16 protein-coding genes are annotated in these 23,237 nt (G+C 44.1%); 4 read left to right on the forward strand and 12 right to left on the reverse strand.

From position 1 onward, the window contains the following. Positions 1 to 511: 511 nt before the first annotated feature. The 3 genes from AB4298_RS03090 to AB4298_RS03100 form a co-directional block, all read right to left on the reverse strand. Positions 512 to 1,603 carry an HNH endonuclease gene (locus AB4298_RS03090; protein WP_371985712.1) on the reverse strand — a complete coding sequence of 364 codons (1,092 nt, stop codon included), beginning with the start codon at positions 1,601 to 1,603 and terminating at the stop codon, positions 512 to 514. Continuing rightward, a complete protein-coding gene (locus AB4298_RS03095) occupies positions 1,600 to 2,442 on the reverse strand; it encodes a class I SAM-dependent methyltransferase (RefSeq protein WP_371985713.1) in 843 nt (280 codons plus the stop codon). Before AB4298_RS03095 ends, AB4298_RS03090 begins: the two co-directional genes overlap by 4 nt. 227 nt (positions 2,443 to 2,669) lie before the next feature. Then, positions 2,670 to 2,972, reverse strand: a complete 303-nt coding sequence (locus AB4298_RS03100; protein WP_248998521.1) for a YkgJ family cysteine cluster protein — start codon at positions 2,970 to 2,972, stop codon at positions 2,670 to 2,672. 348 nt (positions 2,973 to 3,320) lie between these two features. Between AB4298_RS03100 and AB4298_RS03105 the strand changes: the two genes are divergently transcribed. The 3 genes from AB4298_RS03105 to AB4298_RS03115 all read left to right on the forward strand — a co-directional run bounded on the left by AB4298_RS03105 (position 3,321) and on the right by AB4298_RS03115 (position 5,310). Continuing rightward, positions 3,321 to 3,704 (forward strand): VOC family protein, encoded by a 384-nt coding sequence (locus AB4298_RS03105; protein WP_371985714.1) that lies wholly within the window; start codon positions 3,321 to 3,323, stop codon positions 3,702 to 3,704. A gap of 232 nt (positions 3,705 to 3,936) precedes the next feature. Further along, positions 3,937 to 4,413, forward strand: a complete 477-nt coding sequence (locus AB4298_RS03110; protein WP_371985715.1) for a GyrI-like domain-containing protein — start codon at positions 3,937 to 3,939, stop codon at positions 4,411 to 4,413. A gap of 204 nt (positions 4,414 to 4,617) precedes the next feature. Next, positions 4,618 to 5,310, forward strand: coding sequence for a helix-turn-helix transcriptional regulator (locus AB4298_RS03115; RefSeq protein WP_371985716.1), 693 nt, complete (start codon positions 4,618 to 4,620; stop codon positions 5,308 to 5,310). A 267-nt stretch (positions 5,311 to 5,577) separates the two neighbouring features. Here the strand turns inward: AB4298_RS03115 and prpF are convergent, their stop codons facing one another. The 9 genes from prpF to AB4298_RS03160 form a co-directional block, all read right to left on the reverse strand. Beyond that, complete coding sequence (prpF, locus tag AB4298_RS03120) at positions 5,578 to 6,819, reverse strand: 2-methylaconitate cis-trans isomerase PrpF (RefSeq protein WP_371985717.1); 1,242 nt, start codon at positions 6,817 to 6,819, stop codon at positions 5,578 to 5,580. A gap of 423 nt (positions 6,820 to 7,242) precedes the next feature. After that, positions 7,243 to 9,858, reverse strand: a complete 2,616-nt coding sequence (gene acnD, locus AB4298_RS03125; RefSeq protein ID WP_371985718.1) for a Fe/S-dependent 2-methylisocitrate dehydratase AcnD — start codon at positions 9,856 to 9,858, stop codon at positions 7,243 to 7,245. A gap of 145 nt (positions 9,859 to 10,003) precedes the next feature. Continuing rightward, a complete protein-coding gene (gene prpC, locus AB4298_RS03130) occupies positions 10,004 to 11,128 on the reverse strand; it encodes a bifunctional 2-methylcitrate synthase/citrate synthase (protein WP_371985719.1) in 1,125 nt (374 codons plus the stop codon). Between the two features lie 204 nt (positions 11,129 to 11,332). Then, a complete protein-coding gene (prpB, locus tag AB4298_RS03135; RefSeq protein WP_371985720.1) occupies positions 11,333 to 12,211 on the reverse strand; it encodes a methylisocitrate lyase in 879 nt (292 codons plus the stop codon). A 95-nt stretch (positions 12,212 to 12,306) separates the two neighbouring features. Beyond that, a complete protein-coding gene (locus AB4298_RS03140) occupies positions 12,307 to 12,963 on the reverse strand; it encodes a GntR family transcriptional regulator (RefSeq protein WP_371985829.1) in 657 nt (218 codons plus the stop codon). A gap of 530 nt (positions 12,964 to 13,493) precedes the next feature. Further along, positions 13,494 to 14,963, reverse strand: coding sequence for an efflux transporter outer membrane subunit (locus AB4298_RS03145; protein ID WP_371985721.1), 1,470 nt, complete (start codon positions 14,961 to 14,963; stop codon positions 13,494 to 13,496). A 1-nt stretch (position 14,964) separates the two neighbouring features. Next, entirely contained in the window at positions 14,965 to 18,042 is a 3,078-nt protein-coding gene (locus AB4298_RS03150) for an efflux RND transporter permease subunit (protein WP_371985722.1), read from the reverse strand. 8 nt (positions 18,043 to 18,050) lie between these two features. Further along, a complete protein-coding gene (locus AB4298_RS03155; RefSeq protein WP_248998512.1) occupies positions 18,051 to 19,172 on the reverse strand; it encodes an efflux RND transporter periplasmic adaptor subunit in 1,122 nt (373 codons plus the stop codon). A gap of 90 nt (positions 19,173 to 19,262) precedes the next feature. Continuing rightward, positions 19,263 to 20,153: a LysR family transcriptional regulator gene (locus tag AB4298_RS03160; RefSeq protein WP_248998511.1), complete on the reverse strand. Its 891-nt coding sequence runs from the start codon at positions 20,151 to 20,153 to the stop codon at positions 19,263 to 19,265. 385 nt (positions 20,154 to 20,538) lie between these two features. Between AB4298_RS03160 and AB4298_RS03165 the strand changes: the two genes are divergently transcribed. Continuing rightward, positions 20,539 to 22,812, forward strand: a complete 2,274-nt coding sequence (locus AB4298_RS03165; RefSeq protein WP_371985723.1) for a multiheme c-type cytochrome — start codon at positions 20,539 to 20,541, stop codon at positions 22,810 to 22,812. Positions 22,813 to 23,237 lie beyond the last annotated feature (425 nt).

Below are 23,237 nucleotides of genomic sequence, written 5' to 3' on the forward strand. Positions count from 1 at the left end.
TATAGGCTCCGTGTTTTTTATGACACGATAACAGTATATTAGACTGAATTCCGAATAAGAACAGTTAGCCTAGTTAATCCCACGCGAACAAGGCAACTTAAAATGCAACTAAAATCAACAGTTTAACAAGATCCCAACTGCAAATCCACTTACTCTTCTGATGGTGAAAACAAGAATTTATTTATTTATTTGTGACGTGATTTGATTTAACTATTGAGTAGAAGTTTTTTTAAACAGCCACTTAGCAGTCGTTAACTCTAAATCGCTTTCCTTCTTACACCAAAGTATTGCTGAAAATTCACAATGCTTATTATAACTGTTTATATGTACAGCTAGTGTAAAGATGAGACTATGCATAAGCTTTCATATTAGGTTTTCTACTAACAAAGGTTCACGTCTGCTACTCAACACCTTTTGTAGTGAAACTGATAAATGGGCAGAAATGCGTTAGAACTAACTTCCTTTATCACCTGCTTCGCCAACTATCAATCAATACCGAGAACCCACTAAATCAGCTCAACCTCTCCACCATCTTTAACGTCTCAAACTCCCTTCCCGCTAGCCACAATGGCGATTCTCCTTGGTGCGCTAATTGATACGCCCAAGCGGTAATCGCTTCTGAGCGTGAACTATCACAAATAAAATACTGGCTGAGTTCCGATGTGATTTGTGCAGCGTTATTTATAATGTTTTGCTCATACCAGCGCTCTTTATGGCGCTGGGCTGCGAGATGATCGCGCTTGGCGTTATTACAGCTGCGATGTGCTAGCACAAAGTTGTGGCCGAGGTCGTTTGGATATCGCGCCCAAGGGATAAAGTGATCCACTTCGGCTGCATTGCTGCCATCGTTTTTCAGCGGCTTATTACAGTAAAAGCATTTACCTTGCTGGATCTCGGTTAGTAGTGGTCTAGCACTGATAATCGAGCTGCGGTCACTACCGAACAAAAACTCGGATAAGTTACCTTTGCCGCCAAGCGCGTTGAAGTTTGCGGGGAATGCGCTGACTTTTTGTGTCCAGTGGGTTCTTGAAAGTGACACAACAAGATCGTAAAAACGCCTAAAACAAAAAGCGATGCCAGGTTTAAGCACAATATGCTTTTGCGATTTGTCGTGGTTGTAGTAAAAGCACTCTTCCTTACCCGCAAGCAACTGTAAGCGCCAGAGTGGACCTTGCTTAAAAGTACTTCGGGTTTTACTGACTAACTTATTCCAGCCTGCATGTTGTTTTAGCTGACTAAGGGTACGTATACCTTGCTGGCGAAATGCTGCTAAATCTTGTACCAATGCTGATTGATTGCCTGCATTTTGCAACAGTACAAATGCTTCATCACCCACGCCGTTATAAGGTAAAGAGTGTTGCCAATAAAGTTCGATAAATTTCACCACCAACTCATCTATGGTGATCACACTGTCTAAAGCATCGTGCAGATTGGCGGTAACATCACTGTGCAGTGGTCGCTCGATACAGATATCAGCTAAGGCGTGCAGTAAGGCGAACTTATAGGTTGCGGTAAACTCTCCTTCGACTAACAAACGCTGCAAATAACTAATAAAGCTAACTTGGGTTTGTGCATCAACTTGTTGAGATACAGCTTCTCTCATGACTGTTCACCCGTCGATTGCATCTCAATACTGTAACCCTGCTTGGTTACCTTTTGCAGTACTAGCGTTTCCCAGTAAACCTTGTCTCGACCCAGCTTATCTTTTTCAGCTTTTACGCTATCGATAATCGTTAGTTTTAGGCTGTCATCACTCAGGTTTTGGCATAGCGTTTCTAGCTCTTGAATACTTACCTGATGCATTTCTCGCTCATCACCACTTGGTCCGTGACGTAAGGTGATTATCAACTTGCCTTGAGGTTCAAGTAATTCGGCTAAACGTGTAAGCGCTTGCAGCCTTTGTGATGCAGGAATGTGCATCCAAACAGCGCTAAGTAAAATGAGCTTAAAGCGCAAATTGGCTTGGTTAAGATCTGCCGTTTCATTCAATGTATTAAGCGCCGGGAGTGAGTCTTGTATCCAAGTGACGTTAAGGTCTTGAGTTAAGCTTTTGCCTATTGCGGCTAGTTCGTTTGCTGGCTCTATGGCATAAACTGCAACACCTTGCTGGGTCGTTGCTTGCTCTGCTAGATATTTAGCATCACGGCCGGAGCCAGCGCCAATATCCAGCACATTAATGCTTGCAGAATACACAGAGGGGGCGGTTAAAGCTGATTGAGAATTGGCGTAAGAGTTAGTGTGATTGCTGGCATTAGAAGAGCCGAGAGAACCAATATGAGAGCTAATATGAGAACTGGCATGAGAAACAAAAACATCAGATAAATGCGCGATCCACGACTCGTGCACTAGCTCAAATGAAGTTGATTGATACTGGGCAGCTAGTTTAGCCGCATGGGTATTATAAAAGCTCGCAGTGTCTTGCTGTTTGGCTATAGAAACCACTAATACATTCCTTTGTATTGCGCCTTTTACTTGGTTGTTCGATTGTTATTAGGCGCTTATTTAATCCAAATAAATTATCATACTCAGTGAGTTAAAAGAATATCTAGATCATATATTTAAAGCGAAATAGTATGATTGAGGTCACGATAAACAAATCCTTTGTTTAGCTAAACCTCAAACTATTTTTTTTTAAAAGCTCTTTAAAAGAGCCATTTAAAACAGTTCTTTTAAAGCAGCTCTTTGCGCTCGCTGATGCACTCGTAAGATCCCATTTCAAACAAACGGCAGATCCATGGGCGATTCTCATAAATCGTGCACATTAGGGTGTCTCTATCGACTGCTGAGCACCAGCCGTCATCGAGGCGTAACATGGTTTCGGCGCCATATTCGTCAATACTGATGTGTTCATCGGGAACACCTGTATCAGTCACGATCATCACTTCTAAACGGCAGCAACAGGCTTGGCAGTTTGAGCAGGTGATCTCAGCGTTGATTACCGGATCGGATATGTCTTTTACGTCAATGTTCATAAACAGCAGTATTAAATTTAATGGCCGCTAGGATACGCTAAAACTGCAATTTTCTCGATCTATTTGCTGCTTTGAGGGCCCGTTCTAGCCCAATTATCCATAGATTTAGCCGCTTTTCGATTTATTGCTCACGACACAAACCATAAACGCTCATTTTTGCAGCGCGATTGCTTATGAGACGCGACTTATCTGCTATTAAGGGGTAACCGTTAACCCAGCAAATCAAATATGCAAAACACTACTGACACTATGCTGTCAGTAGCCCTCATTTATGCTTGTTTCAACGCTAACCGATGGCGCTTATATCAAGTGCCACTTAGCCGATATTAATCTTAAAAGGAGTTAATTATGTTGGAACAAGCACCGTTAGTTTGGGGCGAGATTGCAGTCGCTGATATGGACAGAGCCGTGGCTTTTTATAGCAAGCATTTTGATGTTAGCTTTCACCGTGAAACCATGAACGATATGGAGATGGCCGTACTAGAAACTGCTGATAAAGAAGCGGCGAGCATAGGCTTGGTGAAGCACGAAATGATGCAGCCGTCTGCGCACGGCAGTGTACTTTATCTGCATTTAAGCCCGCAGCTCTCGCCATTAGTTGAGCGCATAAGCCAAGCTGGGGTAAAAATCTTACTACCTGTTATGCCGATTAAAGATGGCGAATGTGGCTTTATTGCATTGTTTGAAGATAGCGAAGGTAATACGGTCGGGCTTTGGTCCAAGGAGAAATAGGACTAAGGTTAGTGCTAGTACGGGGACTAAGAAATAGCCCTATAAAGCTAATTTTTGATAAAGCTAATGTTTGATACAAGAAAGGCGCTTTTAGCGTAAACAACACAGTGCGCTTGCTGCCATAGCGGCAAGCCACTGATTATTTATAAGAATTGCTCTGTTTGTATTGGCCTGCTTATTTGGGCAGCTTATTTGGACGGCTTATATGGGCGAAGCAAGAAAGGAACATGGAATGAGTAAAAATAGTAATGAAACCCTATCGCCACAATTAGTTAATCAGCCTGCTATTAAGGTCTTTGGGCTCGCCGTGACGACTTCAAACGAGGCTGAGCAACACCAAGCGACGCAAAAGATTATGCCACTGTGGCAAGCGTTTATGCAGCGCCCTGAAGTCAGCAATAATACCACCTCGCCTATCTACGGTTGTTACTACCACTATGAGTCTGACCATAATGGGCAATATTCTATTCTGGCTGGCCTAACACTTAACGAACCCGCTAGCGAAGATTTAACTGAGGTTGATTTAGTTGCAGGCAAATACTTAAAATTTGGTGCCACTGGCGAAATGCCAGCGGTGATAATCGCGCTTTGGCAGCAAATATGGCATTATTTTGAAGTAAAAGAATGCCCATTTGAGCGCTGCTTTGACACCGATTACGAGTGTTACACCTCCACTGCCGGGGTCGATATTTATATTGGTGTTAACTAATAGCGGCTATAGATTGCTACTATTTACCGCTACTATTTATAACTACTCTTTATAACGGCTAGGTACAGCCACTGTGTTTGCTATCTGAGTACAGTCACTCGGTGCAGTAACTTTGTACAGTCACTGGGTAACATCAGTAAAATATTCAGTGCCTTTTAAAAAGGCTTAACCCAAGAAAACCTAACCCCAGCTTGCAGGAACCCTATGCGCCGTGCAGACCGATTATTTCAGCTCGTTCAAATACTCCGTAGTCGGCGTTTAACCACGGCGCAGCAATTGGCCGAACGGCTTGAGGTATCGACCCGTACCGTATATCGCGATATTCAAGATTTATGCTTAAGCGGCATTCCTATTGAGGGCGAAGCTGGCGTGGGTTACCTGCTTAGGCAAGAAGTCAACGTGCCACCCCTGATGTTTAACGAAGCGGAACTTGAAGCGATTCAAGTGGGGATGCGCATGGTGCAAGCCTGGGGCGGCAGCGAGTTATCGAGTGCGGCTAAACAGGCGATGATTAAAGTCGAGTCAGTTTTGCCCGAACGCTTAAAGGAATATCAGTCGTTGATGTTTGCCCCCGACTTTTACATCGATAATGACGAATTTAAATTTTTAGATGTTCTGCGTAAAGCTTCTCGTCTGCGAGAATACCTATTAATGGATTATCGCGATGCAAAAGATGACTGCACTCAACGAGAATTGCGGCCGCTCGCGATCTACTTCTGGAAAGGCACTTGGACGTTACTCGCTTGGTGTGAGTTACGTAATGACTTTAGAAATTTTAGAGTCGATAGAATCGTTAATATCACCAATCTAGGCCGCTACTTTGCCGTTACTGCCGGGCAAGAGATGCATGACTACATTAAGTTGATGGAAGCCGAATACGGCGGGACTTATTCGTAAGTGTTGTTATTGCCGCTCTGGTTGTAAAAGTGATTGTAAGAGTGACTGAAACTGTTGTTCGCGCTGTTAACAAAGTACTCAATAAATTTGTGAATCAAGCCTCTATTACATAGCCCCTAATACCTCGCCCATAGTACATAGCCCCTCATACATAGCCCCTTAAAGATGCTCTGACCGTAGCTTTCCACGACTTATCACATAAAAAAAGCAGGCATTCATTATCGAATCGCCTGCTTTGTTGTTTTTAGCGCTAGATGTTTAAAGGTGCTAAATGGCAGTGGCAGGTACGCGAACCCAACCTTCCATTAATACCCTTGCGCTGCGGCTCATCACTACTTTATTCACCTGCCAGTTACCGTCGACTTCAGTCGCTTCGGCGCCTACTTTTAGGGTACCTGATGGATGACCAAAGGTGACAGAGTCCGAATTAGCACTATTGCTCAGACTCAGGCTCTGGCTTTGACTAGCTGCTAAGTGCACTAAGGTGCCCGGTATTGCCGCTGCGGTCCCAATTGCCACTGCAGCAGTGCCCATCATGGCGTGATGCAGTTTGCCCATAGACAAGGCGCGCACGTTTAAATCGATATCGGTTTTGGCAATCTGTTTACCGCTTGATGAAGTGTAATCTATCGGCGGCGCCACAATTGCCACTTTGGGCGTGTGCTGACGGGTTGCCGCTTCGTCGATATGTTTGATTAGCCCCATTTGCACTGCGCCATAAGCGCGGATGGTTTCAAACATGGCAAGCGCCTTTGCATCACCGTTAATGGCATCTTGCAGTTCTGCGCCGTTGTAACCTAATTCGCTGGCGTTAATAAACACGGTTGGAATACCAGCGTTGATCATGGTGGCTTGCAATACACCACTTTCTACAACATCAGTAGGTACAGCTAAGTCATCAATTAAATTACCAGTTGGGAACATAGCGCCCTCACCGTCTGCAGGAGCTAAAAACTCAACTTGGACCTCAGCTGCAGCGAATGTGACGCCATCTAACTCAAAATCACCGGTTTCTTGCACTTCACCATTAGTGATAGGTACATGGGCAACAATGGTTTTTTGTATGTTTTTTTGCCAAATACGCACGACGCTAATACCATTTTCTGGCACACGGCTGCTATCGACTAAACCGTTACTGATAGCGAATGATCCGACCGCCGCAGTTAAGTTGCCGCAATTGCCACTCCAATCTACAAACGGTTTGTCGATGGCAACTTGACCAAATAGGTAGTCAACGTCGTGATCGGCTTTATCGCTTTTAGCTAAGATAACCGTTTTACTGGTACTGGATGTTGCCCCGCCCATGCCATCGGTTTGTTTACCGTAAGGATCTGGGCTGCCAATGACTCTTAGTAACAAGGCATCACGCGCAGCACCTGCTTCCTGCGCCTCAATAGGTAAATCGGTTAAATTAAAAAACACCCCTTTACTGGTGCCGCCGCGCATATAGGTGGCCGGCACTTTGATTTGTGGCGCAAATTTTGGTTTTGGATCTGTTGATGTGGTCATTTGTTTTACCGTTTTAATGCTGTTTGAGTCATTTAGTCATATGTAAAATGAAACAACATAAGCGTGAGGTTTTATATCGTTATAAAGATGAGCCTTGGTGGCTTTTTTAGCTTCGATGCCACCGCAGAGCCTACAAGGATGTACTTGCGTCGTCTCATCAGGATAACGATATAAAAGTATCTACTTACAGCTGCGAGATTAAAGAGAAAATACTAAAGCTCTACTCTATTATTGGCTGAACTAATTGAAACCCGCCCGCTTCAAAGGTGGAGACTTCTTCTAGTATACCGAGTCTAAGCTTGGATGGTATCTCCACCATCCAAGGCTTCTTTTTAACAGCAAGATTAAAGAGCAAAGATTCAAACTCTACTCTTTATCCGCTGATGGCTCTCTTGAAGACTCTTTACTACGTTGAGGACTCCATTACGTTGAAGACTCTAAAAAATCTTGGGCGAAGCGCTGGAGGATGCCGCCCGCTTCATAGATAGAGACTTCATCTAGGGTATCGAGTCGGCACTTAACTGGGATCTCAACGGTTGCACCATTACTACGGGTCATAATTACCGTGAGCATGGCGCCTGGCGTACGTTCACCAAGTACATCGTAAGTTTCAGTGCCATCAATCTGGTAAGTATGGCGATTAGCACCATTAGTGAACTCAAGCGGCAATACGCCCATACCGACAAGGTTAGTGCGGTGAATACGCTCAAACCCTTCAGCCACAATCACTTCAACACCAGCAAGACGCACACCTTTTGCAGCCCAGTCGCGGCTTGAACCTTGACCGTAATCGGCGCCAGCAATAATGATCAGCGGCTGTTTACGATCCATATAGGTTTCAATCGCTTCCCACATGCGTGACTCAACACCTTCTGGCTCAATACGGGCGTAAGAGCCCTGCTTCACCTCAACTTCGCCATTGCGGCCAATTTGCGTCACCATTTCATTAAACAATTTAGGATTAGCAAAGGTGGCGCGCTGAGCCGTTAAGTGGTCGCCGCGGTGCGTTGCGTAAGAGTTGAAATCAACTTCTGGTAAGCCCATTTTATCCAAATAAGCACCAGCAGCACTGTCGAGCATAATCGCGTTTGATGGCGATAGATGGTCGGTGGTGATGTTGTCACCGAGTACCGCTAGTGGACGCATGCCTTTCATGGTGCGCTCACCTGCTAATGCGCCCTCCCAATATGGTGGGCGACGAATATAGGTACTTTGTGGACGCCAATCGTATTGCGGATCATTTTGGCTGCCATATTCCACTTTTATGTCAAACATTGGCTCGTATACTTTGCGGAACTGCTCAGGCTTAACGCTTTGGGCGATGACCGCGTCAATTTCTTCATCAGACGGCCATAGATCTTTAAGTAAGATGTCGGTACCGTGCTCATCTTTCCCTAAGGCATCTTTTTCAATATCAAAACGTATGGTACCCGCAATAGCATAAGCCACAACTAATGGCGGCGACGCTAAAAAGGCTTGTTTAGCATAAGGGTGAATGCGGCCGTCGAAGTTGCGGTTGCCACTTAATACCGCCGTAGAGTATAAGTCACGATCGATCACTTCTTGTTGAATCACTGGATCCAGCGCGCCACTCATGCCATTACAGGTGGTACAGGCAAAACCGACAATGCCAAAGCCTAAGGCTTCTAGCTCTGGTAATAGATTGGCGTCTTCTAGATATAACTGCACCGCTTTTGATCCCGGTGCTAATGAGGTTTTAACCCAAGGCTTGCGAGTTAAGCCTTTAGCATTAGCATTACGAGCCAATAAGCCTGCGGCAATCACATTGCGTGGGTTTGAGGTATTAGTACAACTGGTAATGGCGGCAATAATACACGCACCATCGGGCATTAAGCCTGCTTCCTCTTCTGCTTTGTTAGCATAAGGAGCACTAATGCCTTTTGTGGCTAGATCGGCGGTAGATACACGGCGATGTGGGTTTGACGGGCCAGCAATATTACGGCCTACACTTGATAAATCAAAACGCAGTACTCGCTCGTATTCCGCTTCTTTTAAACTGTCAGCCCATAAACCACTTTGCTTAGCATAGGTTTCTACTAGCTTAACTTGGCTGTCGTCTCGGCCAGTTAGTTTAAGGTAATCAATGGTTTTATCGTCGATATAGAACATGGCTGCGGTGGCGCCAAATTCTGGGGTCATATTTGAGATTGTTGCACGGTCGCCCAGTGTTAAATTGGCTGCCCCTTCACCATAGAACTCAAGGTAAGTAGACACCACTTTTTCATTACGTAAAAACTCGGTAATCGCCAGTACAATATCCGTTGCGGTAATGCCGCTTTGACGTTGCCCCACCAGCTCTACACCGACAATATCAGGTAGGCGCATGTACGATGGACGACCTAACATCACGCTTTCGGCTTCTAGACCGCCAACACCAATAGCGATAACGCCTAAGGCATCAACATGCGGCGTGTGGCTGTCAGTTCCGACTAAGGTATCAGGAAAGGCAACGCCATCGCGCGCTTGAATAACAGGCGACATCTTCTCTAAGTTGATTTGATGCATGATGCCGTTACCCGGCTGAATAACATCAATATTTTTAAAGGCAGTTTTAGTCCAGTTAATGAAATGAAATCTGTCGTCGTTACGTCTGTCTTCAATCGCGCGGTTTTTCTCAAACGCGTCTTTTTCAAAACCCGCATGCTCCACTGCTAACGAGTGATCGACAATAAGCTGAGTCGGCACCACAGGGTTCACTTTTGATGGGTCGCCGCCTTTGTCAGCAATGGCATCACGTAGGCCTGCTAAGTCTACTAACGCGGTTTGGCCTAGAATATCGTGACACACTACGCGCGCGGGATACCACGGGAAATCTAAGTCGCGTTTACGTTCAATGATCTGTTTAAGGCTGTCGGTTAATGTTTCTGGTGTGCAGCGACGTACAAGGTTCTCGGCATAGACACGAGAGCAATAAGGTAGCTTTGCATAAGCGCCAGGGCTTATAGCATTAACCGCAGCTTCGGTATCAAAATAATCGAGATCGGTACCGGGTAAAGGTTTACGGTATTGGGTATTCATAGGGCGTTCCAGTTTAATTCGTAAAGGTTAGAGGGCGCTTAGCTTCTAGGTCCTTGCAATATTTTCATCCCACTAAAAACCTAAATTACAATCACTTACCTAACAGTAAGGCAGAGTAACCTGCCTTTATCGTTATTTATTATGACTATCTTTCACTAATAGGATTAACTTTACGTGGCTCGCTACCAGTGTAATCAGCACTTGGGCGGATAATACGGTTGTTAGAGCGTTGCTCCATTACGTGTGCAGCCCAACCCGTTAGGCGTGAACAAACAAATATTGGGGTAAACAGCTTAGTTGGAATGCCCATGAAATGGTAAGCCGATGCATGGAAGAAGTCAGCGTTACAGAATAGCTTCTTGCTGTCCCACATAAACTCTTCACAAGCGACTGAGATATCGTAAAGTGAGGTGTCACCAAACTCATTTGCCAACTTTTCTGACCAGGCTTTGATGATCACGTTACGTGGATCTGAAGTGCGGTAAATCGCATGACCAAAGCCCATGATCTTTTCTTTGCGCTCAAGCATGCCAGCCATTTGGATTTTTGCATCTTCAGGTGAGCTAAACTGCTGGATCATATCCATTGCCGCTTCATTCGCGCCGCCATGCAGTGGGCCACGTAAGGTGCCGATGGCCCCTGTAATACACGAGAACATATCTGATAAGGTTGATGCACACACACGAGCGGTAAAGGTTGAAGCATTAAACTCATGCTCGGCGTACAAAATCAGCGATACATCCATTACACGGCGGTGCTGCTCAGATGGTGCTTTGCCATTAAGTAGGTGCAAGAAGTGACCACCAATTGAGTCTTCATCGGTTACGCAGTCAATCTCTACCCCTTCGTGAGAGAACTTATACCAGTAACACATGATGGCCGGAAACGCGGCTAATAAGCGATTTGCCGCTTGGTTTTGCTCGCTAAAATCATTTTCTGGCTCTAGGTTACCTAGGAATGAACAACCGGTGCGCATCACGTCCATTGGGTGCGTATCTGCAGGAATGCGTTGCAGTACTTCTTTTAGTGCCTTTGGAAGATCGCGCAGGGCAAAGAGCTCGGTTTTATAATGATCAAGCTGGGTTTGATTAGGTAGCTCGCCGTTAAATAGCAAGTAAGCCACTTCTTCAAATGAAGCGTTATCAGCAAGATCTGATACGTCATAACCACAATAGGTTAAGCCAGAGCCTGACTTACCTACAGTACATAAAGATGTTTCACCTGCACTTTGGCCACGTAGACCTGCGCCACCAATCTTCTTATCAACCATTGCTCTCTTCCTTTTATTTGTTTACCCGTCAGCCTTAGCTGCAAGTTATTTTTATATTTATTACGTTTGCCCTTATCCATCATGCAAACGTTTGTAAGGTTTTATCTAATAGGTATTTCTCAATATTTGGCAGCTTGGCTATGGATAACTGCATGCTTTACTGCCGTTTTATTTTTTGTTTGTACGATTACACTTAAATAAGCGTTACAGGTTTTTACCTTCAGAAAACAACTTATCCAGCTTTTGCTCGTAATCGTGGTAACCCAGGTAGTCGTATAGATCCATGCGTGTTTGCATTGAATCAACTACTGCCTTTTGATCGCCATTTTCAAGTATTGAGCTATACACCATTTCAGCCGCTTTATTCATGGCTCTAAAGGCACTTAATGGATATAACACCATTGATGCGCCCCACTCGCCTAATTGCTCTTTATTCCACAATTCGGTTTGGCCAAACTCAGTAATGTTGGCAAGAATTGGCACATCTAGCGCGTCGCTAAATGCGCGGTAATGCTCTTCCGTTTTCACCGCTTCTGCAAAAATGCCGTCAGCGCCTGCTGCCACATAGGCTTTAGCACGCGCAATTGCCGCTTCTAAGCCTTCTTGAGCAAACGAGTCAGTACGCGCCATGATGAAAAAGTCAGGATCGGTGCGGGCGTCTACCGCTGCTTTAATGCGGTCGACCATCTCTTCTGTTGAAACAATCTCTTTATTGGGGCGATGACCACAGCGCTTTTGCGCGACTTGATCTTCCATGTGCACCGCGGCAGCGCCGGCTTTTTCCATATCACGAATCGTTTTAGCAATATTGAACGCCCCGCCCCAACCGGTATCGATATCAACCATTAACGGCAAGTCACAAGCTGAAGTTATACGCTGCACATCAACAATCACATCATTGAGCGATGTCATGCCAAGATCCGGTAAACCGTATGATGCGTTTGCTACACCGCCACCAGAAAGGTAGATAGCTTGATGACCAATTTTCTTCGCCATCATGGCCGAGTAAGCATTGATGGTACCCACGATTTGTAGGGGCTTGTTAGCGGCTAACGCTTCGCGAAACTTCTTACCTGCGCTCATGTGTTTTTCCTTCTTGTTGATTATGTGCGGCGTCTAACCTATCGCCCTGCAAACTTATTTTGATGTTGTATTTTTATGTTTTTAATTAACTGTGCCTATGCCAGCTTATTTTCAATACTGGTTTTTGAGTACAGAATATGGCGACGCATCAGCATCTCTGCTAGCTCTGCGTCACGATTACAAATTGCTTGTACTATGTGTTTATGTTCATCAAAGGCGGTGGTCACTCTCGGGCCGGTCATGCCGAGCTGTACGCGATACATGCGTACTAAATGGTAAATACCGTCTAGCAACATTGAGATTAAATGCTTATTTTTACTGCCTTGGATAATACGGTAATGGAAGTCGACATCGCCGGCTTCTTGGTAATAACTGCCCGCTGACTGAACCGTCTTAAAATGGCTATTGAGTAGCGTTTGTAAATTATCAATTTCTTGATCGGTCATATTTATTGCTGCAAGCCGTGCTGCCATGCCTTCAAGGGATTCGCGCACTTGATAAAGCTCAAGTAATCCTGCTGGCGTTAAACTTACCACTCGTGCGCCAACATTGGCTTTGCGCTCAACTAGGTGGCTTGCTTCTAAACGATTAATCGCTTCGCGCACGACCGCCCGGCTTACACTGTACTTTGTCGACAACTCGGTTTCACTCAGCTTGGAGCCCTGCACGATCTCGCCTTCCACTATCGCTTTGCGTAGCTGAAAGAAGGTTTTATCTGCGCTGGTAACCGGTTGTTCGTTAAAGAATGTCATTGGCAAAATAGAATATTAGCTCTTAATGGATTGTCGACAATCTAGCCATTTAAAAACAAATAGTCAACAATGAACCGACAAATTGTCGACAACATTAGAGTAAAGTCTAAGAGACACTCTTTAACCCATTAGCGAATTAAGGCAAAAAACTTTTACAGTTTTTCGTTGAAATGAGACTGATTTTCTCAAGGTGTTTAATAGTATTTAAATTAACAATTGGGTAGGTTGCAATGCACTTTAACAACTGACTGCTCTAATAACTGACATCTGACATCTGACACTTGGCTACTGGAAACTGGAAACTGGAAACTGGAAACTGGAAACTGGAAACTGGCAGCTTAGCGGATTAAAAAATATGATGGTCGGGTAATTGAATAAGACTAAGCTAGCAGCTTTATACATAAACATGCAGCGCTTAAACGCTGCATTTGTTGACTTGTCTTATCCTGTATTGCAGCTCTAAGCCAATTGCCTAATAGCGGCACTTTAATAAAGGCGTGCTATCAGGCAATTACGGCAAAACAAGTTAGCTATACACCATCTTCTACACTCCAATTTCCCCCAAGCGCTTTATGTAGGCCTATTGTCATATGTGCAGTCTGTAGTTTGGCGGCAACTACACGGTCTTTAAGCATGTTTTGCTGACGCTGGGCATCTAGAATTGATAGATAATCACTTAATCCGGCCTTATATAAAGATTTCGCTTTATTGACCGCTATCGTGGTTTCAGCCTCAGCTTCGATGACCAGTTGCACATACTGCTGACTATGACCATAGCCCTGTAACAAGGTTTCTACTTCACCGAATGCTGCAATGACTGAATGTTGATACCTCAGCACGCTTACGTCGAAACGCGCTTGTTGTAACTCAACCATGGCGTCGCCGCGGCCACCATCAAACACATTCCAACTTATGCCTACACTGCCTAACCATGCGACTGAGTCGCTGCTAAATAGATCATCAAAGTCTTTAGCCAGAACGCCCGGCGACCCAGTTAGAAAGACTTTTGGGTATTGCGCCGCGATTGCTGCGCCCTGCTCTTGGTTTAAGGCTGCCATTTCTCGCTCTGCCATTCGAATATCTGGGCGACGATTAAGCAGATCAGATGGTAAGCCTGTTGGGATCACTCCTGTAAAGTCTGGTAACGGCATATTTTGGTTAAAGCGCTGCTGCGCCTGTTTTGGGGTTTCTCCAAGTAAAATAGCTAAACGCTGGCGATGAGCATTCTCGGCAATTTCTAACTGCGGAATCACCGATTGCGTTACCGCGAGCATCGCTTTGGCTTGCGCTTCATCCAGCTTAGAGCCATAACCACTCTTAACCATAAGTTTAACCAGATCTAAGGTACGTTTTTGATCGCTAACCGTATCTAATGCGATTTGTTTACGCTCCTCGGCACCGCGCATTTGTAAGTAATTATGGATGACATCAGAGGTAATTAATGTTGTTAATCCCTCACGCATGATCACTGCTTGCTCTTTGCGTATTGCCGCCGCTTGAGACTGCCTGTCTATTTGACCAAATAGGTCGGCTTGCCAAGCAATACTGGCACCTGCAAAAAATGCACTGTTATTGTCATCCACTAAACCCAGCGCTTCACCGGTTAATGGATTGGTGGCAGCAATTGCTCCTCCTAACAGCGGATCGTTTTCACTTATCTGTGCATTACCAAAACCCGCTCCTAGATTCACCGTTGGCACTTTAAATGACTCAATTGCGGTTTGGTAAGACTGCGCCATTTTTATACGCTCCGCTGCAACTTTTAGAGGAATCGCTTGGTTTTGAGCATCCACAACGAGTTGATTAAGCACAGGATCATTAAATTGATACCACCAAGCATGCTGCTGTTCAGCGTGAGCTCCTGCCGCTATTGTTCCTTGAGTATTTTGATTCAAGTACTCAGATTGCAGCTGAGTTGTCGGCACTTGATAATCTGGACCAACCGCGCAGCCAGAGACAATGAGCGCCACTGCAAGTGGAGCCAGTTTTAAAAGTTTCATATTATTTTTGCTCCAATGCAGGTTGCGCGATAAGTGGTTCGATTTGAGTTGATTGTTGTTGCTCGTCGCTATTGCGATAAAGCAGACAATAAAAGGCGGGCATAATAAATAACGACAGTACGGTCGCTGCGGCCAAACCGCCAATAATAGTTGCTGCCATCTGATCAAACAGTCTATCGCTTAATAATGGGATCATGCCTAAAGCAGTTGTTAATGCTCCCATTGAGATTGCCATGGTGCGATTAAGTGTTGCCGCTAATACAGCCTCTTGCAGAGGCTTTGCATTTGCACGCTCTAGCTCTATTTGATCCATCAGCACAATACCGTTTTTGATGATCATGCCAGATAACGTAATGGCACCGATTAACGCCATAAAACCAAATGGTTTGTCCATGAGTAGTAACGTCCAGGTTGCACCTATTGCCGCTAATGGCAATGTGATCAAAATGATTGCCGGCTGTTTAAAGCCATTAAACATGGCGACCATAATGACTATCATCATCAACAATGCCTTAGGTAACTGGCTCAAGGTATCGGTTATGGCGCGATTTTCGTCGTAATACTCACCGCCCCACTCAAAGGCATAGCCTGCTGGTAGTTCTATTGTCTCAATTTGATGTTTTATTTGATTTCTTGCCTCTGCTGGAGTGATATCAAAAACATCAGCCTGTGCAGTAATGGTGGGCATCCGGTTTCTGCGCCAAATCATGCTCTCTTCGGCCTTAAGTTCAAAGCTGTCAACCACTTGGCCTAGTGGCACACTATGCACACCGAGCAGTGAACGCACGGGTAGTGTTTCCAAATAACTCAAGTCGGCATCTGCACTTCTAAAGCTAATCGGGATTATCTGATCGCCTTGATTAAGCGTGCCTAATGTCACACCTTCTGTTGCACGCTTAATGGCTAGCGAAATATCAGTGCGATTAATACCTGCGCGCCTTGCTTGCTCTTGATTGATAATCGGCTCAATCACTTTACTGAGTTGACGCCAATCATCGCGCACATACTTAATGTTTGGATGGCTAGCTAATATTACTTTGGCTTGTTCTGATAACTGGTGCAGCACCTGTGGATCAGATCCGGTGAATCTTGCTTCAATGCTAAATTTGTCCTTAGTCGCCAATTTTAATGCTCTAAAGCGTGGCTCAGAATTTGGGAAGTTTTGCGCTAACCAAGCGTCGCCCCGCTTAACAAGATCGGCAATAGCGTCATATTCCGCCACGTTAATCACCACCTGACCATAACTAGGATCATATGGCTCAGGCTCTACAGTGACCGAAAAGCGCGGTGCACTTGCGCCGATATAGCTTGAAATCGTGGTAACCTCAGGCTGTTTTAACAACCAACCTTCAATTTTTTTCATATCCTCTGATGTGCTTTCTATCTTGGAACCATTAGGTAACCAATAGTCTAGGAATACCATTGGACGGTCTGAGCTAGGAATAAAATTGATAGCAACATAAGGCACAGCCATCGCGGTGATTAGCAATAGTGGGACCACCATAGATATGGCTTTTAGTGGATTTTTAACCGTCCAGCCCACTGCAAGCTGGTAGCGATTCGTTTTATGTTGTTGTTCTTTTTTAGTGTTTGGCTTTATCCATAACCAGCACAATAACGGCGTTAGGGTTACTGCTACTAACCATGAAAATAAAAGTGATGAACAGATAATTAAAAACACTGAGCTTGCAAACTCACCAGCGTCAGTTTGCGAAAACAACACCGGACTTGAGCCCATAATCGCGATGACAGTGGCGGCTAACAGCGGCTTAGCCGTTTCTTTTACTGCATCAATCGCCGCTTTGGTACGCGCTATTCCTTTGTTGAGTTTGACCACAAATAGATCAGTGATCACAATGGCGTTGTCCACCAGCATACCTAAGGCCAGAATAAACGTACCCAGTGATACACGTTGTAGATCAACCCCAGCTAGGTACATATAAATAAGCGTTAGCAATATGGTAAACAGCAAACTGCTACCCACGATTGTCGCGCTTTTAAAACCCATAAAGATCAAAAGTACGGCAAATACAATTGCTACACTTTCAAGCAAGTTAACAACGAACTCTTCAATCGACTTTTCAACTTCATCAGGCTGGAAAGCAATGGTGCCGATTTCTACTCCGACGGGTAACTCTGCTTGATAATCATTAATAATTGCGGTCAGTGATTCACCTAGGCTCACCACATTTATGCCTTCAACTGGGCTGACCGCTAAACTAACCGCGGGTTCACCGTTGAAACGGCTCAGTGTTGTTGCTGGGGTTTTGTACCCTAAAGTGACATCGGCAATATCACCGAGCCTAATTAGACCTGTGCTGTATTGGCCTATTCCTCCTTTAATTGTCAGGTCCTTGATATCTTGCACAGACTTAAAGGCACTACTCTGGTCGATACGGATCCGCTCAGCATCCGCCGCAAAGCTACCACTATCGAAGGTAAGATTCTGAGTAGATAATTGATTGATCACTTGAGCAGAAGAAATGCCGTATTTAGCTAATCTTTGTTCAGGTAAGTCGATATAAACCGCTTGGCTTTGTACACCATGCAACTCAATTTTCTTAATGCCATCTAGCGTTTTTATCCGGCGCTGTAGCTCCTTAGCATATTGACGTAACTCTTCTGGTTGCGCATTGTTGCCATAAACACTAAACAACATACCGTAGACTTCAGAAAACTCGTCCTGCACTATGCTGATTTGCGCTGTTGCAGGTAAAGAGAGCTTCACATCTTCTACCTTGCGACGTAATAGATCCCATTGCTGTGGTAATTCTTTTGAATTAGTCGATTCTTTCAAATCAATAAATATCATTGAGCTACCCGGGCGAGACAAGGAGCGAAGCTTCCACATTGCGCCCATCTCTTGCAGCTTAGTCTCTATTTTATCGGTCACTTGCAGTTCAATCTCTTTGGCGGATGCGCCAGGATAAAGCGTGACAACGACTGCGCTTTTAACTGTAAATGAAGGGTCTTCTAACTTGCCTAACTCAAAGTAAGACACTAAACCAACAATCACACATAGCACACTAAAAAACAGTACAAATACCCGTTGTTTTATCGCAAATTCAGCTAAATTCATCATGACTCCTAGTAGCTAAATGCTTTAGCAACAGTATTGGTGACTCGCTGGTTTGGTTTAAGGTAATGCACACCAGCGGTTACTAGCGCATCTCCTTGAGATAAGTCGCCACTAATACAGGCTTTATTTTGCCCAAAAGAGCGTACAGTGACATTTTTCTCAATCACTGTTTGCTCATGCACCACATAAACACTATTGCTTTCAAACTTGCCAACTAACGCGCCATAGGGCACACAATAGCTAGGCGTATCACTGTCGAATGTCACCGAGACATCGACTGCTTTACCCGGTAATGCAGTTGTACTTTGGGCAATAACAAACTCAACCTCATAAGTTTGCTTGATTGGGTGAGGCATTGTGTCCATGGCACTTAACGAAGCGGTGTAAGGCTTGTCTTGACCATACCAATGCACCTGCGCTTGTTGCGAGCCTTGCAGTTGAGGCATGAGGTTTTCGGGTACATCAATAACGGCTTTCATATTGCCGAGTTGATGTAATGAAAACAGTGCTGTGCCCGGCGCAGTTTGTTCAAAGGTTTGCTGATTCTTTGCACCAATAACGCCAGAGAAAGGTGCCGTTAGCTCGGTGTAACTAAGGGCATCTTGGGCTTTTTGCAGGTTTTGCTTCATCACGTTAACCATAGCTAAACTGCGCTTGTAACCGCTTTGAGCTCTATCTAAATTGACTTGCGAAATCGCATCATCAGCAATGGCAGTTTTTACACGTGCTAGCTCCACTTTAGCCAAGTCGTGTGCAGCATTTGCCTCAGCTAAGCGTGCTTTTAACTCAACAACGGTTACTTGGTAGTCATGGGGTTCTAACTTAGCGAGGACTTGGCCTTTAACGACGCTATCACCCGTTTTAACCAAAATGGCTTCAATGGTGCCAGGAACTTTAAAAGCTAGATGTGCGGTTTTAGTGGCTTCTAATACGCCAGAAAAGTGTCTGATATTGCTCTGCTGGGAATCGTCGAGCAATAGAATCTGCACAGGACGATGCTGATGTGTTTGCGCGTCTTGCTCTTGGGATATTGGCGTTTCGCTGCAGCCTGTTGCCGCCAGTATGGTGCTAACAAGGATTAGGCGCTGTGTTACTGGTCGCTTAAGACTGCTAGAGGTTGGTTTTTTCATTACTCTCTCCCGTAATATTTATTAAGGGAGAGTCTAAGTGTTTAACTTATTGAGATAATCTGCCGAATGCGTACAACACTGTCACGATAATCATGACAAAGAAGCCATTTCAGGAATTTCTTGTAATAAAAAGTCAATCAATAACCGTGTCGGTAAACTGATGCCTTTTCTATCTGGGTAGATTAACCACACATCTTCTTTCTTAGACTCGTACTCAGGCAAAATCCGTACTAATTGATTGTTTTCGATTGCGGCTAACGCAAATAACGGCGGCATAAAGCCTATCCCCTGCCCACCAACAATGGCTCGCCTGATAAAGCCCATGTGATTACAGCTGACTTTACAATTCACTTTTACGCTGTCGCTAATGAGATCCCAATTATCATCAAGTGTTCCATCAGGCCAGCGATAGCAAATAGTTTGATGCTGTGTAAGTTCATCTAAATTGGCTGGTGCGCCATGCTCGGCTAGATAATCGGGACTGGCGTACATGCCACGGCCCAAACTTAAGAGTTTACGTGCAATAAAACCTGAATCTTTTATCTTACCCGCATGCAATACAAAGTCTAAACCCTGACTGTAAATGTCGTTAACGTAGTTATTGGTAAAACGAAGGTCTAACTCGATATCGGGATACAGTCGCTGAAACTTGGCTAATGCTGGTTGCAGTGCTTCGTCACTTTCAGGTAAAAAGCCAAGCTTTACTTTTCCAACTGGATTTTCATCAACATCGAGCAGTTTATTCTTAGCTTGCTCAAATCCATCAAGTACAGTGAGCAGCTCATGATAGTAGGCTTCGCCGTGTTGAGTTAGACGTAACTGTCTGGTGGTTCTAAAAAATAGCTGGGCATTGAGTGATTTCTCTAACTCACCAATACGGCGGCTAACATTTGCGCGCGGTAGATCCAGTGCCGTTGCTGCAGCGGTAAAACTCCCAAGTTTAACCACAATCGTAAACAGCTTTAAATCTTCAATTCGCATCGTTTGCCTCACATCTGATTTTACCACGATAAAAATAACACTCATTTTCTTTAATTCGTGATGACTCTATAAAAATTTGTATTTAGTCATTTTGTTGACAATAAATGAGATAAAACTTTAACGTGTTTTACTCATTGATAAAAACTAAGCTTGTCTGGCTGTGCACTCCTCCACAAAAAGTTCACTGTAATTTCAAATTAAGATTCTAGTAAACCCTATCCTTTTATGGACAATCTAAAATGGATCAGCGATGTTAGTAGCAAAGATTATTGATTGTTTTATTTGATATAAAGGGAATTTATTTATCAAAACTTGTCATGCTGTATCTTGTTTTGTGACGCAATGGCTAAATAGCAGATTGTTACTCGGGCTGTTAATCTGTCTTATGATCTGCAGTCTCTGGTTTTCAAGCCTTGCTAATGCGGCCGATTTTGTTGGCTCATTTGCTTGTAAGAGTTGCCATGAGCAAGCCTTTAAAGACTGGCAAGGTTCTGATCATGATATGGCGATGAAGCACGCTGATGAACAAAGCGTATTTGGAGACTTTAATCAGATCACTATCAACCATCAGAACCAACAATACCGATTCTTTAAGAAGCAAGAGAGTTATTGGGTAAACCTTGCTGATCGCCAGGGTAAATTGACTGATTACCAGATAAGCTTCACCTTTGGTTACTACCCACTGCAGCAGTACATGGTTGAGTTCGAAGACGGTCGAGTGCAACTTATTCCTTTTGCTTGGGATAATCGCAAGGTTGAAGATGGTGGTCAAAAGTGGTTTTACCTTTATCCAAATAACAGTGCTCAACATCAGGACTTCTATTGGTTAAATGCCGGGCAAAACTGGAATCACATGTGTGCTGATTGCCACTCAACCAATGTGAAGAAAAATTATAATCCGCAAACGAACCGATTTGATACTCAATTTGCAGAAATTAATGTTGGCTGTGAAGCCTGCCATGGCGCAGCAAGCGATCACCTTTCTTGGGCTAACGACTCACCAAGTAAAAACGCTAACAATGAAGGCGCATCTTCCGCTTTAGTCATCGCTGAAACCCCATTTAAAGGGTTTGATCGAACTCTTGCTAAATCCGTTGCCCAATGGCAACGCTCGAATTTGGGCTCAGCTAGAAGCTCTAGTGAAAACACTGCTAAACCTTTGGCAAAACAAGATAGTCAACAGCTTCAAACCTGCGCCCAGTGTCATAGTCGTAGATTACAGCTCAATGACAAAGAGCCTTTGGTAACTAAACCATTTGGGGACCGCTATCAGTTGAATCTTATTGCTCAGGCGCAATACTTTGATGATGGTCAGGTCTATGATGAAAATTATGTCTATGGATCATTTTTACAGTCGAAAATGCATGAAAATAGCGTGGTTTGCAGTAATTGTCATAATCCACATACCACCGAGTTAATATTACAGGGAAATTCACTTTGTAGTCAGTGCCATGAGCCTGCCACATTTGATACCAGCGAACATCATAAACACGATAACAACACTGGTAGCTTGTGTGTTAATTGCCATATGCCTGAAACAACTTATATGCAAATTGATGACAGACGTGATCATAGTTTCAGTATCCCTGTCCCGGCGAATACTCAACGATTAGGTTCTCCGAACGCATGTAACCAATGTCATGATGACAAATCAACTCAGTGGGCAATTGAGCATTCAACGTCTTGGTATCCAGAGTTAAACACTTTTGTACCGCAGCACTTTAGTAGCGCTTTTGCCAGTGCTAGAGCCGGTAATCCTAACTCTGTTGATGCTTTGTCTTATCTATCTCAGGACCACCAGCAAGCCAATATTATTCGAGCTGCCGCCATTGAGCGTTTACAGCAATTTACTGGACGAAATGGGATTGTAGCGATCGCAAGAGCAGTAAAACATCAAGATGAAATGTTAAGGGTCGCAGCAGTCGAAGGTAGCAGCCCATATACTATTGCCGAACGATGGCAAATGCTGGCACCTTTGTTGACCGATGAAGTGTTAATGATCAGATCCCAAGCCGCTGCAGCACTTGCAAACTATTGGCAACAGCTATCAAGTCAGCAACAAGCTCAACTAGAAGCGCCATTAAAAGAATATATTGAGATCCTCAGCTTTAATGCTGATAGAGGCTTTGCGCGCACAAATTTAGGTAATTTATATGCAAACCAGGGTTTTGCAAACAAAGCCGAAGCAAGTTACAAGGCTTCTATCGATGTACAACCGAATTTTGCCGGCGCATATACTAATCTTGCTGATTTATATCGCTCACAAGGTAAAGAATCTGCGGCGGTTCAAATACTAGAGCAAGGCATTATTGCCAAGCCCGACTCGGGTACTCTGCGCTTTAGTCAAGCGTTAGCCCTACTACGCAGCAAACAAAATGATGCCGCGCTAAAGAGCCTTAAAATGGCAACTAAGCTTGAACCTAATAATGGCCGATTTTGGTATGTCTACGCAATTGCATTAACACCTTACTCCATTGGTGAAGCGGCTACCGCGTTTAATAAGGCTTATCAAGTGAGTGGTAATCCACAGTACCTTTTCGCTTTATGTGAGTTGATGATCGATAATCGTTCACCGCAAAGTTTGCAGTGTTTAAACAAACTGACCCCATTGGTGCCGAACAATGTAGTTGAAGACCTTAAAGCACGGCTGCCGAACTAACTGATGACTGTTATTAAATAGTGGTCAGCTAATTCTTGCTACAGCTAATTGAACTAGGTTATGAGCTTTCAATGCCAGTGATGAGCCCAATTAATTACACAGGGTTACTTTAGTGACGTATTAAAACTCAATCGCAAAAACATCGAAATGAAAACCAACTCATCAATATTATTGATATTAAAAACTTGGCTTAATTGCTGAGCAAAATAGATTGTAATTGATATAAAACTTAGGAAAAACGAATTAGCGGAGTAATTTATTCACATCAAAATCTGCAGATACTTAGTGAAAGTACCTCAGACTTTATAACTGCTTTTTGTATCACTTTTCTATTAACGGGTCTCTTTGCTCAGTTTGATATAGCTTTGATAAACCAGATGTCGAAGCTTCTGATTCGATTCGACCATTCTACTATGGTAAATATA

Source organism: Shewanella sp. 10N.261.52.F9 (genome assembly GCF_041471165.1).
GTDB lineage: Bacteria > Pseudomonadota > Gammaproteobacteria > Enterobacterales > Shewanellaceae > Shewanella > Shewanella marinintestina.

Excerpts from the sequence above, each read along its gene's own strand:
- AB4298_RS03090 (WP_371985712.1), bottom strand. The coding sequence starts at position 1,603 with ATGAGAGAAGCTGTATCTCAACAAGTTGATGCACAAACCCAAGTTAGC.
- AB4298_RS03100 (WP_248998521.1), bottom strand. The coding sequence starts at position 2,972 with ATGAACATTGACGTAAAAGACATATCCGATCCGGTAATCAACGCTGAG.
- AB4298_RS03105 (WP_371985714.1), top strand. The coding sequence starts at position 3,321 with ATGTTGGAACAAGCACCGTTAGTTTGGGGCGAGATTGCAGTCGCTGAT.
- AB4298_RS03110 (WP_371985715.1), top strand. The coding sequence starts at position 3,937 with ATGAGTAAAAATAGTAATGAAACCCTATCGCCACAATTAGTTAATCAG.
- AB4298_RS03115 (WP_371985716.1), top strand. The coding sequence starts at position 4,618 with ATGCGCCGTGCAGACCGATTATTTCAGCTCGTTCAAATACTCCGTAGT.
- prpF (WP_371985717.1), bottom strand. The coding sequence starts at position 6,819 with ATGACCACATCAACAGATCCAAAACCAAAATTTGCGCCACAAATCAAA.
- acnD (WP_371985718.1), bottom strand. The coding sequence starts at position 9,858 with ATGAATACCCAATACCGTAAACCTTTACCCGGTACCGATCTCGATTAT.
- prpC (WP_371985719.1), bottom strand. The coding sequence starts at position 11,128 with ATGGTTGATAAGAAGATTGGTGGCGCAGGTCTACGTGGCCAAAGTGCA.
- prpB (WP_371985720.1), bottom strand. The coding sequence starts at position 12,211 with ATGAGCGCAGGTAAGAAGTTTCGCGAAGCGTTAGCCGCTAACAAGCCC.
- AB4298_RS03140 (WP_371985829.1), bottom strand. The coding sequence starts at position 12,963 with ATGACATTCTTTAACGAACAACCGGTTACCAGCGCAGATAAAACCTTC.
- AB4298_RS03145 (WP_371985721.1), bottom strand. The coding sequence starts at position 14,963 with ATGAAACTTTTAAAACTGGCTCCACTTGCAGTGGCGCTCATTGTCTCT.
- AB4298_RS03150 (WP_371985722.1), bottom strand. The coding sequence starts at position 18,042 with ATGAATTTAGCTGAATTTGCGATAAAACAACGGGTATTTGTACTGTTT.
- AB4298_RS03155 (WP_248998512.1), bottom strand. The coding sequence starts at position 19,172 with ATGAAAAAACCAACCTCTAGCAGTCTTAAGCGACCAGTAACACAGCGC.
- AB4298_RS03160 (WP_248998511.1), bottom strand. The coding sequence starts at position 20,153 with ATGCGAATTGAAGATTTAAAGCTGTTTACGATTGTGGTTAAACTTGGG.
- AB4298_RS03165 (WP_371985723.1), top strand. The coding sequence starts at position 20,539 with ATGATCTGCAGTCTCTGGTTTTCAAGCCTTGCTAATGCGGCCGATTTT.